The organism is Pseudorhodoferax sp. Leaf267, assembly GCF_001422405.1.
Lineage (GTDB): Bacteria > Pseudomonadota > Gammaproteobacteria > Burkholderiales > Burkholderiaceae_C > Pseudorhodoferax.
Genome location: NZ_LMMV01000001.1, coordinates 530,823 through 544,948, shown reverse-complemented (window position 1 = coordinate 544,948; position 14,126 = coordinate 530,823). Strand labels below are relative to the sequence as shown.

The window sequence follows — 14,126 nt, the reverse complement described above, 5'->3', positions numbered from 1 at the left end:
CATGCAACGCAAGACCCTCATCAAGACCCTGGCCGCCACGGCCGTCCTGGCACTGGCCCCCACCTGGGCCGCGGCCCAGGCGGCCTACCCCAGCCGCCCGATCAAGATCATCGTGCCGGCCCCGCCCGGCGGCGCGATCGACATCATCGCGCGCGTGGTCGGCGACAAGCTCGCCACTTCGCTGGGCCAGCCCGTGATCGTGGACAACAAGCCCGGCGCGTCGAACAACCTGGGCACCGACGTGCTGGCCAAGTCGCCAGCCGACGGCTACACCATCGGCATCGTGGGCGGCAGCCACAACATCAACAAGTTCCTGTTCAAGAACCTGGGCTGGGACCCGGAGAAGAGCTTCGAGCCCATCGTCTACACGCACGTGGTGCCGCTGGTGTTCGCGATCTACCCGCAGATCCCGGCCAAGACGCTGCCCGAGTTCATCGCCTGGATGAAGGCGCACCCGGACCAGGCCAAGGTCGCGACCTCGGGCCGCGGTAGCGCGCAGGAAATGGCGGCCGAGATGTTCCGCATGGCCTCCGGCACCGAGATGCTGCTGGTGCCCTACAAGGGTTCGGCCGCGGCGCACCCCGACCTGCTGGGCGGGCGCACCGCGCTGTACATCGACACCATCAGCGCCATCTTGCCGCAGGTGAAGGGCAACAACGTGCGCGCCATCGCCGTGTCCACCGCCAAGCGCACGCCGGCCCTGCCGGACGTGCCCACGGCCGAGGAGCAAGGCTTGAAGGGCTATGACGCGAACACGAACGGCGGCTTCCTGGCGCCGGCAGGCACACCCAAGGCCATCGTCGACAAGCTCAACGCCGAGATCAACGTGGCCCTGAAGATGCCCGACGTGCGCACCAAGCTGGAGGCCGCCGGCATCGAGATCCAGGGCGGCACGCCGCAGGAGTACGCGGCGCTGATCAAGTCGGACCTGGCCAAGTGGGCCAAGGTGGTGAAGGCGGCCGGCATCGTGGCGGACTGACCCGCCGTCCAGCCCCGCGCCGCATGGGGCAACTGCCCAGGGCGCGGCAGGGCGATGCGAGAATAGGGTTCCCCCCAATTCTCAAGTTTCAGTGGATCTGTCCTTTCTACGCACCCTGGCCGGGGGCAAGCTGCCCCGCTCCGTTCCGATCGGCCCCGCGTTCCATCTGGTGCTGGCCTACCAGGCGGCAGGCTATGTGGAGCTCAGCGTGCCTGCGCTGATCCGCACGCGCGCGGGCAACACGATCCAGCCCGATGCGATCGTGCTGAGCCTGACGCCGGCCGGCCGCGCCGCCGCGGACGGTACGCTGGTCCACGGCGGCTGAACGCGGGCCCGCTGCACGCGGGCGGCGCTCAATCCGGCTGCACTGTGGAGGAGCCGTCCAGCTGCACGCGGTTGCGCCCCTGGCGCTTGGCCTGGTAGAGCGCCGCATCGGCCGACTGCAGCATCTCGTAGGGCGTCTCGGCCACCGCCGGCACCCAGGCCGCCACGCCCAGGCTCACGGACACCTGGCCCAGCGCCGAGCCCTCGTGCGGGATCTGCTGGTCGATCACGGCCTGGCGCGCGGCCTCGGCCACACGGGCCGCGCCATCCAGCTCGGTCTCCGGCAGCAGCAGCACCATCTCTTCGCCGCCGTAGCGGGCCACGAAATCCTGCGGCCGCCCGGCGGCCGTGCGCAAGGCGTTCGCCACGCGGCGCAGGCACTCGTCGCCCTGCACATGGCCATACAGGTCGTTGTATTTCTTGAACTCGTCGACGTCCACCATCACGACCGCCATGGGCCGCTGGTGGCGCTGCGCCTGGCGGAAGAACTGCATCAACCGGGTGTCCAGGTAACGCCTGTTGGCCAGGCCGGTCAGCCCGTCGTACTGCGCCATGCGCGACAAGCGCGCATTGGCTACGGCCAGCGCATCGCGTGCCTGGCGCAGGCCGGCCTCGGCCTTGTCCTGGCGCTGTGTCAGCAGCCTGATCCAGGTGCCGGCCAGCCCCAGGATCACGCACAGGAACGAGACCCACACGGTCTGGAAGATGGCCGAGGCGCGCCAGTTCGCCAGCACATCGTCTTTGCTGGAGGCGACCGTCACGCGGATCGGGTAGCTGCGCGTGTGGTCGAAGCTGATGATGCGCCAGACTCCGTCCATGGGTGAGCGGGCCTCGGTGCTGCCCGATACCCGGCCCGTGAACAGCTCGCGCACCATGGCCTGCGGGGTCTCCACGCCGATCATCACCTCCCGGTACGGCCGGCGCACGAGGATGCGGTTGGACAGCGTCAGCGTGATCGCGCCGTCACCGCCCAGGTCGAAACGGTCGAGCACGCCGCGCAGGTGCTTGACGCTCATAGTGGCCAGCACCACGCCTGCGAAGTCGCCCGCGCGGTCGTTGAAGCGGCGTGTCACCGAGAACACCCACGCGCCCGAGGACTGGCTCAAGAGCGGGCCCGTGACCAAGGCCTCGGGACCGGGCTGGCGCGCATGGTGCGCCAGATCCGCACGGTCCACAGCCTCGCCGGCCGGCGTCATGGCCGACTGCGAACTCACCAGGGTGCGCCCGCGCGTGTCGACGACGAACAGGCCATCGAGCTGCGCTGCCGCCTGCGCATGCGTGGCCAGCAGCGGCTGCAGGCGCTCCATCACCTGCGGCGAAGTGCCCGAGCGCTCCAGCTCGAACACCACGCCGTTCAGGATGTGCTCCGTGTCCGCGACGGCGCCCTCCACGCGCTCGGCCACCGCGCGTGCCAGGTTCATGTTTGCCATGGCCGCCTCTTGCAGCGTCTGCGTGCGGTCGTTGAACACCAGCCAGGCGTTCGTGCTGACCAGCGCCAGGCAGACCAGCACCACCATCAGGCGGGCCTGCAAAGCGCTGTCGCGGCGCCAGCGGGCAGGCGCGATGGCCTCGGCGGCCCGCTGGACCAGGCGCTGCTGGGCAGCCTCGCCTGTGCCGCGATGGCGCTCGTCCAAAGGCTGAAACTGGGGCACGCGCTCGGACATGGGTGCGTGCTGGGTGGCTGGATGCGCCTGCGACGAACGGCTGGCCTACCCCCGGGGCGGCCTGTCTAGGTCACTGCGGTGCACGCGTGACACAGGCCATGGCGCCGGACTGGCGCTAGCGGCCCAACCGCAGCAGCGAACGCAGCCACGCCCGGGCATGCCGCGCGCCACGCGCCACGCGGGGTTGCAGGATCTGGATGTGCAGTGGGCGGCCGTCACGGCCATGGCCCGTGAGCACGGCACGCTTGGGGCGCGCAGGCAGTTCTTCTTCCCACAGAGCGCTGATCAGGTCGTTGCGCTGCAGGCCCTGGCGGCGCAAGTCGTGGTAACGGTCCACCATGCCGGCGTCGACCTGTTCGTCGACCAGAGTGCCAAAAGCGGATTCGATGCGCAGCGTGATGTGGGGCATGCGCGAATTGTGCGGACCCCCACCGGCCCATTTGTAGGACCAGGCCTATAGCGCGTATCGGCCCCCGTGCCGCGCGGCTGCGGTTGCCCGGCTGGTGATCCGGCGGGCGCCCTGCGGCGTAGACCTGCGCATGGACGCCCGCCCCGCGGCGTAGCGAAAGAACTGCTTGCCTCAACAACCCTGGATCCGCCGCGCCGTGGCGCTGGCCGCATCGCTGACCGTCGTCATCGCGCTGGGCGGCTGCTCGGCCGTCGGCACGCTCAATGCACTGACCGTGCGCGGCAGCCAGAGCGTGCATGCCGGTGTCGCCTATGGCCCGCTGCCGCGCCAGCGGCTGGACATCTACTTGCCTGCGCAGGCGGCACCCGCGGCCGGCTGGCCCGTGGTGGTGTTCTTCTACGGCGGCTCGTGGAACACGGGCGCACGCAGCGACTACCGATTCGTCGGTGAAGCCCTGGCCGCGCGTGGCGTGCTGACCCTGGTCGCCGACTACCGGCTTTACCCGGAGGTGCGCTTTCCGGACTTCCTGCGCGACAGCGCACAGGCCCTGGCCTATGGACTGGAGCACGCAGCCCGCCTGGGCGGCGACCCGCGGCGCGTGTTCGTGATGGGCCACAGCGCGGGCGGCTACAACGCGGCCATGCTGGCGCTCGATGCCCGCTGGCTGCAGGCCGCGGGCCACGCGCCCAGCGAGCTCGCGGGCTGGATCGGCCTGGCCGGGCCTTACGACTTCTTTCCGACCGACAACCCGGATGCGCGGCCGGCGTTCTTCCACCCCGACTATCCGCCGCGCGCGCAGCCGATCGAGTTCGCGCCACCCGATGCGCCACGCAGCTTCCTGGCCGCACCCGTGCACGACAAGTTGGTCAGCCCGGAACGCAGCACGCGGCAGATGGCCGACAAGCTGCAGGCAGCCGGCGTGCCGGTGACGCTCAAGTTCTACGAGGGCGCGAGCCACACCACGCTGATCGGCGCGTTCGCCTGGCCCTTGCGCTGGGTGGCGCCGGTGCTGGCCGATGTGGCGGCCTTCATCGACCAGGCGCCGCCCCGCTAGCCGGCGGCCCGGCCCCTGGTCGGAGCACCCGCGTCGCGCCGACCACACCACATCCACATCGCGATGCCGGCCAGCACCATGGGCACGCACAGCCACTGGCCCATGCTCATGCCCAGCGACAGGATGCCCAGGAAGGCATCGGGCTCGCGGAAGAACTCGGCCACGAAGCGCAGCACGCCATAGCCGATCAGGAACATGGCCGCCACCTGGCCCTCGGCGCGGCGCTTGCGCGCATACAGCCACAGCAGCACGAACAGCAGTAGGCCTTCCAGCAGGAACTGGTAGACCTGAGAGGGATGGCGCGGCAGCATCGAGCCGCTCTGCGGGAACACCATGCCCCAGGGCAGGTCGGGGCTGGCAAAACGTCCCCACAACTCGCCGTTGATGAAGTTGCCCACGCGGCCCGCGGCAAGGCCCGTCGGCACGCAGGGCGCCACGAAATCGGCCACCTGCATCCAGGGCCGCTGGCGCGAGCGCGCGAACCAGACCATGGACGCGATCACGCCCAGCATGCCGCCGTGGAAGGCCATGCCGCCTTGCCACACGTAGAAGATCTCCAGCGGGTGCGTGAGGTAGTAGCCCGGCTTGTAGAACAGGCAGTAGCCGAGCCGGCCACCCACCACCACGCCCAGCACGCCCAGGAACAGGATGTCTTCCACGTCCTTGCGGCTCCAGGCGCCGGGCCCGGTGATGGACGCGAAAGGTTCGTGCCGCAGCCGGCGCGTGCCCAGGAACATGAACAGCGCGAACGCGACGAGGTAGGTGATGCCGTACCAATGGATGGCGACGGGACCGAGCTGCAGGGCGACCGGGTCGATCTGGGGATACATGAGCATCGGGCGATTTTGCCCGCTCGCCACGCATGGCCCGATGCCCTTGCGCCCGGTTCGACAGCGCGGGCCACGCGGCATACAGTGCGCCTCGCCGATTGCGCCCACCCCACCACCCGCCGCCATGCAAGACGTTTTCCCACCCACCGCCGCTCCCAGCCCCGCGCCCATGCCGCGCCGCCCGGCCGACCTGCCCAGCCCGCGCGGCCTGCCGCTGCTGGGCAATCTGCTGCAGCTGCGGCCGGCGCGCATGCACCGGCAGCTCGAAGCCTGAAGCGCGGCCTACGGCCCGTTCTACCAGCTGCGCCTGAGCGGCCGGCGCATGGTGGTCATCGGCGACCACGCGGCCGTGGTGCAGGTGCTGCGCGACCGGCCCGAGGGCTTTCGCCGCACCTCGCGCCTGGAAGGGCTGGCGGCGGAGATGGGCGGCGAGCCGGGCCTGTTCTCGGCCAACGGCGAGGTCTGGAAGCGCCAGCGCCGCATGGTGATGGCCGGCTTCGACCCGGCCCATGTGCGGCGCTACCACCCCAGCCTGCAGCAGGTGGCGAGGCGGCTGGCCGCGCGCTGGACCGGGGCCGCGCGGCGTGGCGCGGCCATCGACCTGCAGGCCGACCTGATGCGCTACACGGTGGACGCCGTGGCCGGCCTGGCCTTCGGCGCCGAGGTCAACACCCTGCAGTCCGATGGCGACGTGATCCAGCAGCACCTGGACAAGGTGTTTCCGGCCCTGTTCACGCGCTTGTTCGCGCCCTTCCCCACCTGGCGCTATGTGCGGCTGCCGGCCGACCGCGCGCTGGAGCGCAGCGTGGCCGCGGTACGCGTGGCGGTGGGCGATTTCATCGCCCAGGCCCGCGCAGCCTGGCGGCCGACCCGGCCCGGCGCCAGCACTCGGCCAACCTGCTGGAGGCCATGGTCGTGGCGGCCGACGAAGACGGCAGCGGCATCGACGACCGGCAGATCGCCGGCAACGTGCTCACTATGCTGCTGGCCGGCGAGGACACCACGGCCAACACGCTGGCCTGGATGGTCGACCTGCTGTGGGGCCACCCGGCCGCGCTGGCCGCGCCACGGAAGAAGTGCGCCGCCTCGTGCCCGATGGCGCGGCGCCCACGGTGGAACAGCTGGCGCGGCTCGACTACGTGGAGGCCTGCGCGCACGAGACCATGCGGCTCAAGCCCGTGGCGCCCTTTATCGGCCTGCAGGCCGAGCGCGACACCGTGCTCGGCGATGTGCTGATCCCGGCCCACACCGTGGTGCTGGCCGTGATGCGGCGCGACAGCGTGAGCGAGGCGCAGCTGCCGCGCGCGACCGCGTTCGAGCCCGGGCGCTGGCTGGCCGACGGCGGCCCCGCCGCACAGGCCAGCGCGGCACGGTTTTCGCCTCCTCCGCCAGAGACAAAATTTAGCGAGCCCTGCCGCCCGTCCAAAAAGCGCCATCTGGGAATGCCAAAGGATGTCGGGCCAGGGATACCACAGATCTGCGAGATGCAGCAAGCACGACGCGAATCCCTAAGGTCGCACCATGTCCACGTGCGCGATGCCGTCTTCCAGGTAGTCCTCGGATACCGGCACGAAGCCCAGGCCACCGTAGAAGGATTTCAGATGAGCCTGCGCGCCGATCTGGATCGGCTGGGCGCCGTACAGCTGCGCGCACATGTCGACGCTGCGCGCCATCAGCAGGCGCCCGAGGCCGGTGCCGCGCCAGCGCGGCGCGGTGACCACCCGGCCGATGCTGACCTGGGGGAATGAGACCCCCGGCGGCAGCAGGCGTGCGCAGGCCGCCAGCTGCGCGCCGTCCCAGGCCGTCAGGTGGTGCGCGAGCAGGTCCTTGCCGTCGACGTCCTGGTAGGCGCATTGCTGCTCGACGACGAAGACGCTGGCGCGCAGCTGCAAGATGGCATAGAGCTCGGCCGTGCTCAGCTGGTCGAACGGCTGGGTGCGCCAGTCCAGCGATGAGGTGGAGGGCGGGGAAGTCGTCATGGGCAGGAAAGTTCTCGGGACATGCCGTGGCGGGACCACGCGGCACATGGCCTGGCCAGGGGCACGTGGTCAAGCCCGCTGATGCCATCGCGAAGCATGGCTTGACACACCTCACACAGGCTGAACCGAATCCGCATACGGTCAGCCGGGCAGTTCGTCACCCGGTTGCGGCAGTTCATCCGGACTGGCACGCAGCCAGTCATCGAAACCGACCGCCTCGCCGCGCGCCATGCGTTCGCGGAAATAGCTTTCCGTCTTGAGCGCGGACACCTTCTCCGCGATCGCGGTGACGAAGAACTGATTCATCGACACCTTTTCCTCCTCGGCGACCTGGCGGGCATATTCGAACAAGGACTCCGGAACACGCAGGGCATAGTTGGCCATCGTCTTTACTCCTTGGCAGTAGGTGGTGCGAGGTGACGCATGTAGAAGGCGCCCGGCGTCAGCAGCGGCAGACCCAAGTGCCGCGCTGGCGCTGCAAAGTCTGCGGTGTTCAATGTGATCAGCGCATCGGCGCGGCCGTTGAGGGCGGTCTCCAGCACCATCTCATCCGCGGCGTCCCGCGTTTGTGGACGCCACAGGTAATGCAGATGGACGGGTTCGACAAGGCTGCACATCGCATCCAGAAAGACATCGGTCATGGTCAAGGTGCGCTGGCCCGGCGATAGATGCTCCGGGCGCTTGAGCACGGATTCGTACTCAAGCATCAGGGGCACCGATGCCAACGCGACGAAGCTCCGCTGTCGCAGCGAATGCAGCACGGCAAACGATGCGCCGCGGCTGCTGCGTGCCGCAGAAACCAGTATGTTGGTGTGAAACACCACTCTCATCATATTGAATATGATATGAATCAAGAGGCCAACCGTCAATCGTCAGAGGCAGGCGCGGCGCCGCCAGGTCTCAGCCCGCGAACCCGCCCGCGTGCAAGAACTCTTCCTCCGCCGCCGTCGTCTCGCGCCCCAGCATGGGATTGCGGTGCGGAAAGCGGCCGAAGCGCGCGACGATGTCCAGATGGTTCTGCGCATGCTCGGTGTACGGCTCGCCCAGCGCGCGGTTCAGCGCCAGGGCACGTTTCTGGTCGGCCATGGACTCGGAATGCGACAGTGGCAGGTAGAAGAACAGCCGCAGCTCTTTGTCGACCTGCTGGTCCAGCCCCGCGTCCAGCGCCTGCCGGGCGAACATGCGGGCCAGCGGGTCGGTGGCGTACATGTGGGCGGTGCCGCGAAAGCTGTTGCGCGGGTACTGGTCCAGCAACAGCATCAGCGCCAACGCGCTCTCGGGCTCGTCGATCCAGGCATCGCACTGCCGCGCGGCGGCGGCGAAGTGCAGGTCGTGGAAGCGCTCGCGCAAGCGCTGGTCGAAGGCCGCGTCTTTCCTGAACCAGGCGGCCGGGCCGGCCTCGCGCCAGAAGGCCACGACCTGCGCGGCAGCGGCGCGCTCAGGATGCGGTAGCTGGCTGGGCATCGGGGCTCTCGTTCTTGCGCAAATGGTTCAGCACCAGGGAGCGGCCTGCGAAGTCGTCGCCAGCCACTTCGAGATCGAAGCGTTCGGCGTCCAGCCGGCGCAGGTCGGCCATCACGGCGTCGGCCTCCTGCGGCGTGGCGCCCGTGGCCAGCACGGCTTCGCGGCCCAGCAGCATGGCGGACTCGAAGGTCTCGCGCACCAGATAGTCCACGTTGCCGGACTTGACCAGCTCCAGCGCATGTTCGCGGTCGAAGGCCCGCACCAGCACGCGCGCATGCGGGCAGGCGTGCTTAGCGTTCTCGGCGATGCGCGTGGCGGCAAGCTTGTCGTCCACGCAGACCAGGATGGCGCTGGCGGTGTGCGCGCCGGCCGCATGCAGCACGTCGGCGCGCGCGCCGTCGCCGTAGTAGACCTTGAAGCCCAGGTAGGACTGTGCGTCGCGGATCACCTGGGTGTCGTTGTCGATCACGGTCAGCGACGCGCCGCGCGCCACCACGCCCTGGCTGGCGATCTGGCCAACGCGGCCGAAGCCGATGACCAGCACGTTGGCCTGGCGGTCCTGCGCCGCTTCCACCCCTTCCATCGATGCCGCGAGGCGCGGGCCGAAGCGCTGGTGCGCCAGCACCACCAGGGGCGTGAGCGCCATCGACAGCACCACGATGGCCGTCATGTTGGCGTTGACGGTGGCGTCGATCACATTGGCGCCCAGCGCCGCCGCGAACAGCACGAAGGCGAACTCGCCGCCCTGGGCCATCAGCACCGCGCGGTCCAGCGCGTCGGCATGCGAGCTCTTGGCAAGGCGCGCCACGGCGTAGATGCACAAGGCCTTGGTCGCCATCAACGCGAGGACGCCGGCCACGATGAGCTGCCAGTTGCGGCCCACCACGGCCAGGTCCAGCGACATGCCCACGCCCAGGAAGAACAGGCCCAGCAAGAGGCCGCGGAAGGGCTCGATGTCGGCTTCCAACTGGTGGCGGAAGGTGGACTCGGACAGCAGCACGCCGGCCAGGAAGGCCCCCATGGCCATCGACAGCCCGCCGAGCTGCATGAGCAACGCCGCGCCCAGCACCACCAGCAGCGCGGCGGCCGTCATGACCTCGCGCGCCTTGGCATTGGCCAGGATGCGGAAGAACGGGTTGAGCAGCCACACGCCCGCGGCCACCAGCGCGGCCAGCGCGCCCAGGGCCAGGCCGATCACGCCCCAGCGCGAGGGCGCCACGGCGGCGGAGTCCAGCGCCGGCGGCGCGAGAAAGGCCACGGCGGCCAGCAGCGGCACGATCAGCAGGTCCTCGAACAGCAGGATGGAGACGATGCGCTGGCCGCGCGGCGCGGCGATGTCGCCCCGCTCGCCCAGCAGTTGCATGACGATGGCCGTGGACGTGAGCACGAAGCCCATCGCACTGACGAAGGACACGGGCCACGAGAAGCCGAACGCGATGCCCACCAGCGTGAGCAGGAAGCCGCACACCAGGCATTGCAGGCTGCCCAGGCCGAAGATCTGCTTGCGCAGGCTCCACAGGTGCGAGGGCTGCATCTCCAGCCCGATCACGAACAGGAACATCACCACGCCCAGCTCGGCCGTGTGCAGGATGGCCTGCGGATCGGTGAACAGGCCCAGGCCGAAGGGCCCGATGGCCAGCCCGGCGGCCAGGTAGCCCAGCACCGAGCCCAGGCCGATCTTCTTGAACAAGGGCACGGCGACCACCGCCGCGCCCAACAGGCTCACGACCTGGACCAGGTCGCTGCCACTTCCCTCTGCTGACATCGCATTCCCCTCGAAAACGGGCGCGACCTTACCAGACGGCCGTGCGAAGGTATACGAAGCCAGGGCGGGCGCCCATTGAATGCCGCAAGGGCGCGCGCTTTACGACGCGGCGTCACGCCAGCACCACCATGTACGCCCCCAGCAGCAGCAGCCCCACCATGAAGCACTGGCGAAAGGCCGCTGGCGACAGCCGCTTGCGCAGGGCCGCGCCCAGCGCCATGCCGGTCAGCGCTGGCAGCAGCATCCACAGCGACAGCGCCCAGGCCGCGCCCGACGTGGCCCCGCCCATCTGCAGCCCGGCGGCCAGTGCCAGCGTGGAGACCGTGAACGAGATGCCCATGGCCTGGATCAGCCCGTCGCTGGTGCAGCGCAGCGCCTGCAGATAGGGCACGGCCGGCACCACGAAGACGCCGGTGGCGGAGGTGACCAGGCCGGTCGCCGTGCCGACCAGCGGCCCCAGGGCACGCTCGGCGGTAGGGGCGACCGTCAGGCGCTTGCCCGTGAGGCTCCAGCCAGCGTAGGCGATCAGCGCCAGCCCCAGCGCCACGGGCGCCCAAGCACCGGCCGGCGCGCCGAACCACCAGGCGCCCGCCAGCGTGCCGGCCACCACGCCCAGCTGCATGGGCCACAGACGGCGCAGCATCGCGCCCAGCCGGCCCCAGGGCTGCATTTGCCAGACGTTGGTCACGAGCGAGGGCACGATGAGCAGTGCCGCAGCCTCGGCCGGCGTCATCCACAGCGCAAGCAGGCCCACGGCCACGGTCGGCAGGCCCATGCCGACGACGCCTTTGACCAGGCCGGCCAGCAGGAACACGACCGTGACCAGTGCAGGCAGCAGCAGCGGGGCTTGGGCGAGGCTGTCGGACAGGGCCATGTCGGTGGAATGGTGGTGTAGCGGTGCGGCCGATTCTGCAAACGCACCGGCTGCACGACCAGCCGGGATTGGCTGACGCGGCCTCAGCCGCTGCCTGAGCCTGTGGCAGCATCGCGCCCATGCGCTTGGACCTCACCGACCTGCGGCTGTTCGTGCACGTGCACGCGGCCGGCACCATCACCGGCGGTGCCGCGCAAAGCCACATGACGCTGGCTTCGGCCAGCGAGCGCATCCGCGCCATGGAAGATTCGCTGGGCACGCCGCTGCTGCTGCGCGCGGCGCGCGGCGTACAGCCCACGCCCGCGGGGCGCAGCCTGCTGCACCATGCACGCCAGGTGCTGCTGCAGATCGACCATCTGCAGGCCGACCTGGGGGCCTACGGTGCCGGCCTGCAGGGCCAGGTGCGCGTGCTGTGCAACACCTCGGCGCTGTCGGAACACCTGCCGCAGGTGCTGGCCCGCTTCCTGGCAGCGCAGCCCGGCATCTCGGTCGACCTGGAGGAGCGCCCCAGCGAGGACATCGCCCATGCGCTGCGCGAGGACCTGTGCGACATCGGCTTGCTGTCGAACGCGGCGGACCTGGCCGGCCTGGTGGTCCACCCCTTGCGCGACGACCCGCTGGTGCTGGTGGTGCCGCGCGGCCATGCCTGGGCCGGCCGCGATGGCATCGGCCTGGCCGAAGTGGCTGGCGCGCCGCTGGTCGGCATGGCCGAGCACAGCGCCATCCACGCCCACCTGGCGCAGCACGCGCGGCGCCTGGGCAAGCGCCTGGCCTACCGCGTGCGGCTGCGCAGCTTCGAGGCCGTGTGCCGCCTGGTCGGCCAAGGCATCGGCGTGGGCATCGTGCCGCGCGCCGTGGCGCAGCGTTGTGCCCGCGCGGCGGGGGTGCAGCGCGTGGCGCTGACCGATGCGTTCGCGGCGCGCGCGCTGGTGCTGGCGCTGCGCGACGAGACGGCGCTGGCGCCGGCGGCGCGGCTGTTCGTGCAACATCTGCTGGCCACGGCCGAAACGGCGAATGCAAACCACTGAAGCGAGACTTCCCACCATGACGCAACACCTCACCATCCTCACCGGCGCCTCGCGCGGCATGGGCCTGGGCCTGGCCCGGCAACTGCTGCGCGAAGGCCAGCAGCTGCTGTGCATCTCGCGCCAGGCCAATGCCGAGCTGGCCGTGGCCGGCTGCACGCAATGGCAGGCCGACCTGGCCGACGGCGGCCGCGTGGCTGCGCGTCTCGCCGACTGGCTGGCGCAGCAGGACGCAGCGCAGTGGGCCAGCGCCACGCTGATCAACAACGCGGGCGTGATCCCGGCGCTGGTGCCGCTGTCCGCCGCCGACCCGGCCGACCTGGCCCATGCGCTGCGCGTGGGGCTGGAGGCGCCGATGCAGCTCACGGCCGCGTTCCTGGGCGCCACCACGCGTTGGCCGGGCCAGCGGCGCGTGCTGAACATCTCGTCGGGCCTGGGCCGGCGCGCGATGGCGGCGCAGGCCGGCTACTGCGCGGCCAAGGCCGGCATGGACCACTTCACGCGCTGCCTGGCGCTGGACGAGGCGGCCCGGCCGAACGGCGCCAAGGTCTGTTCGCTCGCGCCTGGCGTGATCGACACCGAGATGCAGCAGCAACTGCGCAGCGCCGACCGCGGCAGCTTCCCGGACCAGGGCAACTTCGCGCAGCTGCACAGCAGCGGGCAACTGACCTCGCCCGACGAGGCCGCAACCCGCGTGCTGGCCTACCTGGCCCGGCCGAACTTCGGCGCCAACCCGGTGGCCGACGTGCGCGACCCGGCCTGAGCGGCGAGGCTGCCCAAAAGGTGGTTGGCTAGCGGCTGCCGCGCACCATCGCCCGCACGATGAGCTCGAAATCCAGCAGCTTGCTGGTGTTCAGCGCATAGCCCAGCTGCACCTGGTTCTGCCGCGCGAGCGCGGCGTGGTCGGCGTGCGGGCTGGTGGCGATGTTTTCGCGGATCGGCATGCCGTCCACGGCCCAGTGCTGGCCCGCGCACAGGATGCCGAGCAAGGCCATGCGCCGCGAATGCGTGGGCACGGGGCCGAGCAGGCCCAGGCTGGACGTGGCGGCGGGCTCTTCGACCGGCTGCCCGCGGCGCACGAAGATTGGCGCGCCGCCCAGGCCGGCGGCGCAGGGCGCGTCGATCAGGAATTCTGGAGCGCCGTTGTACGGCAGTGCCGGGTGCGTGGCGGTGATGCCGCGGCGCAGCACGGGCTGGCTGTGCCGCCGGTCCCACAAGCCGATGGGGTAGCCGGCTAGCACGATGTTTTCGAGGATGGACAGGCTGGCGATCTCGTCCTCTTCCATCAGGCTGCTGCGCGACAGGTAGGTGATGTGGAACTTGTGGCCCTGGTTCTTCATGGTCTGCAGGATCGCGCCCACGAAGAACACCACCAGGTCGACCGAAGGGTCGGGGTGCGGGTGGCAGCGCTCCTCGAAATGCGGCACCTTGAATTCCAGGTCCTGGTTGCGCAGGATGCGGCCCTCCTCGTCCTTCAACGCCAGGTAGAAGCGGCCGTGCGTGGCGCCCTCCACCACATGGCGGCTCGTGACCAGGCAGGGGCTGCGCTTGCCGTCCTCGAGCAGGAACGCGAAGAAGAAGCCGGTGCCGCAGCGCACGCCCTGCGGCGTCTCGCATTCGATGCGGACGACGCTGAACACGAGTTCGTCGATCAGGTTCAGCTGGGGCGGCGGCGACATGGAAGCGGGATGAGGGCAACAACAAACGCAAAAGGCAGTACCCCTGCGATCGTCTTGATGAAACAGTTATTGTTGTAGGA

The 14,126-nt window shown here is 70.1% G+C and carries 16 protein-coding genes and 2 pseudogenes; 8 read left to right on the top strand and 10 right to left on the bottom strand.

Translation table 11 applies throughout. The features are described from left to right. Position 1: 1 nt before the first annotated feature. Together ASF43_RS02400 and ASF43_RS02395 are read left to right on the top strand one after the other, a co-directional pair. Positions 2–979, top strand: coding sequence for a tripartite tricarboxylate transporter substrate binding protein (locus ASF43_RS02400; RefSeq protein ID WP_056176105.1), 978 nt, complete (start codon positions 2–4; stop codon positions 977–979). A 91-nt stretch (positions 980–1,070) separates the two neighbouring features. Continuing rightward, positions 1,071–1,304, top strand: a complete 234-nt coding sequence (locus tag ASF43_RS02395) for a hypothetical protein (RefSeq protein ID WP_056176102.1) — start codon at positions 1,071–1,073, stop codon at positions 1,302–1,304. A 28-nt stretch (positions 1,305–1,332) separates the two neighbouring features. On the opposite strand, the gene ASF43_RS02390 is transcribed toward ASF43_RS02395, so the two are convergent. Together ASF43_RS02390 and ASF43_RS02385 are read right to left on the bottom strand one after the other, a co-directional pair. Beyond that, positions 1,333–2,967, bottom strand: a complete 1,635-nt coding sequence (locus ASF43_RS02390) for a sensor domain-containing diguanylate cyclase (protein ID WP_235578099.1) — start codon at positions 2,965–2,967, stop codon at positions 1,333–1,335. A 115-nt stretch (positions 2,968–3,082) separates the two neighbouring features. Next, entirely contained in the window at positions 3,083–3,376 is a 294-nt protein-coding gene (locus ASF43_RS02385) for a hypothetical protein (RefSeq protein ID WP_056176099.1), read from the bottom strand. A gap of 166 nt (positions 3,377–3,542) precedes the next feature. Between ASF43_RS02385 and ASF43_RS02380 the strand changes: the two genes are divergently transcribed. Beyond that, positions 3,543–4,430 (top strand): alpha/beta hydrolase, encoded by an 888-nt coding sequence (locus tag ASF43_RS02380; protein ID WP_082497548.1) that lies wholly within the window; start codon positions 3,543–3,545, stop codon positions 4,428–4,430. Here ASF43_RS02380 and lgt read toward each other — a convergent pair. Next, positions 4,427–5,266 carry a prolipoprotein diacylglyceryl transferase gene (gene lgt, locus ASF43_RS02375; RefSeq protein WP_056176096.1) on the bottom strand — a complete coding sequence of 280 codons (840 nt, stop codon included), beginning with the start codon at positions 5,264–5,266 and terminating at the stop codon, positions 4,427–4,429. The genes ASF43_RS02380 and lgt overlap by 4 nt on opposite strands. 118 nt (positions 5,267–5,384) lie before the next feature. Here lgt and ASF43_RS30330 point away from each other — a divergent pair, with 118 nt between their 5' ends. From ASF43_RS30330 to ASF43_RS32140, 3 genes and pseudogenes are all read left to right on the top strand, one after another. Further along, positions 5,385–5,534, top strand: a complete 150-nt coding sequence (locus tag ASF43_RS30330) for a hypothetical protein (RefSeq protein WP_156373099.1) — start codon at positions 5,385–5,387, stop codon at positions 5,532–5,534. Positions 5,535–5,552: 18 nt separating this feature from the next. Continuing rightward, positions 5,553–6,119, top strand: a pseudogene (locus ASF43_RS32145) (cytochrome P450); the annotation flags it as partial. 50 nt (positions 6,120–6,169) lie between these two features. Continuing rightward, positions 6,170–6,546 (top strand): annotated as a pseudogene (locus tag ASF43_RS32140) (cytochrome P450); the annotation flags it as partial. 222 nt (positions 6,547–6,768) lie between these two features. On the opposite strand, the gene ASF43_RS02360 reads toward ASF43_RS32140, so the two are convergent. The 6 genes from ASF43_RS02360 to ASF43_RS02335 all read right to left on the bottom strand — a co-directional run bounded on the left by ASF43_RS02360 (position 6,769) and on the right by ASF43_RS02335 (position 11,342). Continuing rightward, positions 6,769–7,239: a GNAT family N-acetyltransferase gene (locus ASF43_RS02360; protein WP_056176088.1), complete on the bottom strand. Its 471-nt coding sequence runs from the start codon at positions 7,237–7,239 to the stop codon at positions 6,769–6,771. Positions 7,240–7,380: 141 nt separating this feature from the next. Next, positions 7,381–7,623 carry a hypothetical protein gene (locus tag ASF43_RS02355; RefSeq protein WP_056176084.1) on the bottom strand — a complete coding sequence of 81 codons (243 nt, stop codon included), beginning with the start codon at positions 7,621–7,623 and terminating at the stop codon, positions 7,381–7,383. 5 nt (positions 7,624–7,628) lie between these two features. After that, positions 7,629–8,069, bottom strand: a complete 441-nt coding sequence (locus ASF43_RS02350; RefSeq protein ID WP_235578161.1) for a putative toxin-antitoxin system toxin component, PIN family — start codon at positions 8,067–8,069, stop codon at positions 7,629–7,631. A gap of 70 nt (positions 8,070–8,139) precedes the next feature. Beyond that, a complete protein-coding gene (locus ASF43_RS02345) occupies positions 8,140–8,703 on the bottom strand; it encodes a DUF924 family protein (protein ID WP_056176083.1) in 564 nt (187 codons plus the stop codon). Further along, a complete protein-coding gene (locus ASF43_RS02340; protein WP_056176080.1) occupies positions 8,678–10,468 on the bottom strand; it encodes a monovalent cation:proton antiporter-2 (CPA2) family protein in 1,791 nt (596 codons plus the stop codon). Before ASF43_RS02340 ends, ASF43_RS02345 begins: the two co-directional genes overlap by 26 nt. Positions 10,469–10,580: 112 nt before the next feature. Beyond that, entirely contained in the window at positions 10,581–11,342 is a 762-nt protein-coding gene (locus ASF43_RS02335) for a sulfite exporter TauE/SafE family protein (RefSeq protein WP_056176077.1), read from the bottom strand. Positions 11,343–11,461: 119 nt separating this feature from the next. Between ASF43_RS02335 and ASF43_RS02330 the strand changes: the two genes are divergently transcribed. Then, complete coding sequence (locus ASF43_RS02330) at positions 11,462–12,370, top strand: LysR family transcriptional regulator (protein WP_056176074.1); 909 nt, start codon at positions 11,462–11,464, stop codon at positions 12,368–12,370. A gap of 16 nt (positions 12,371–12,386) precedes the next feature. Next, on the top strand, positions 12,387–13,130 hold the full coding sequence (locus ASF43_RS02325) for an SDR family NAD(P)-dependent oxidoreductase (protein ID WP_056176071.1): 744 nt from the start codon (positions 12,387–12,389) through the stop codon (positions 13,128–13,130). 28 nt (positions 13,131–13,158) lie between these two features. Here ASF43_RS02325 and ASF43_RS02320 read toward each other — a convergent pair whose 3' ends face one another. Further along, positions 13,159–14,046 (bottom strand): trypsin-like peptidase domain-containing protein, encoded by an 888-nt coding sequence (locus ASF43_RS02320; RefSeq protein ID WP_056176068.1) that lies wholly within the window; start codon positions 14,044–14,046, stop codon positions 13,159–13,161. Between the last annotated feature and the right edge of the window lie 80 nt (positions 14,047–14,126).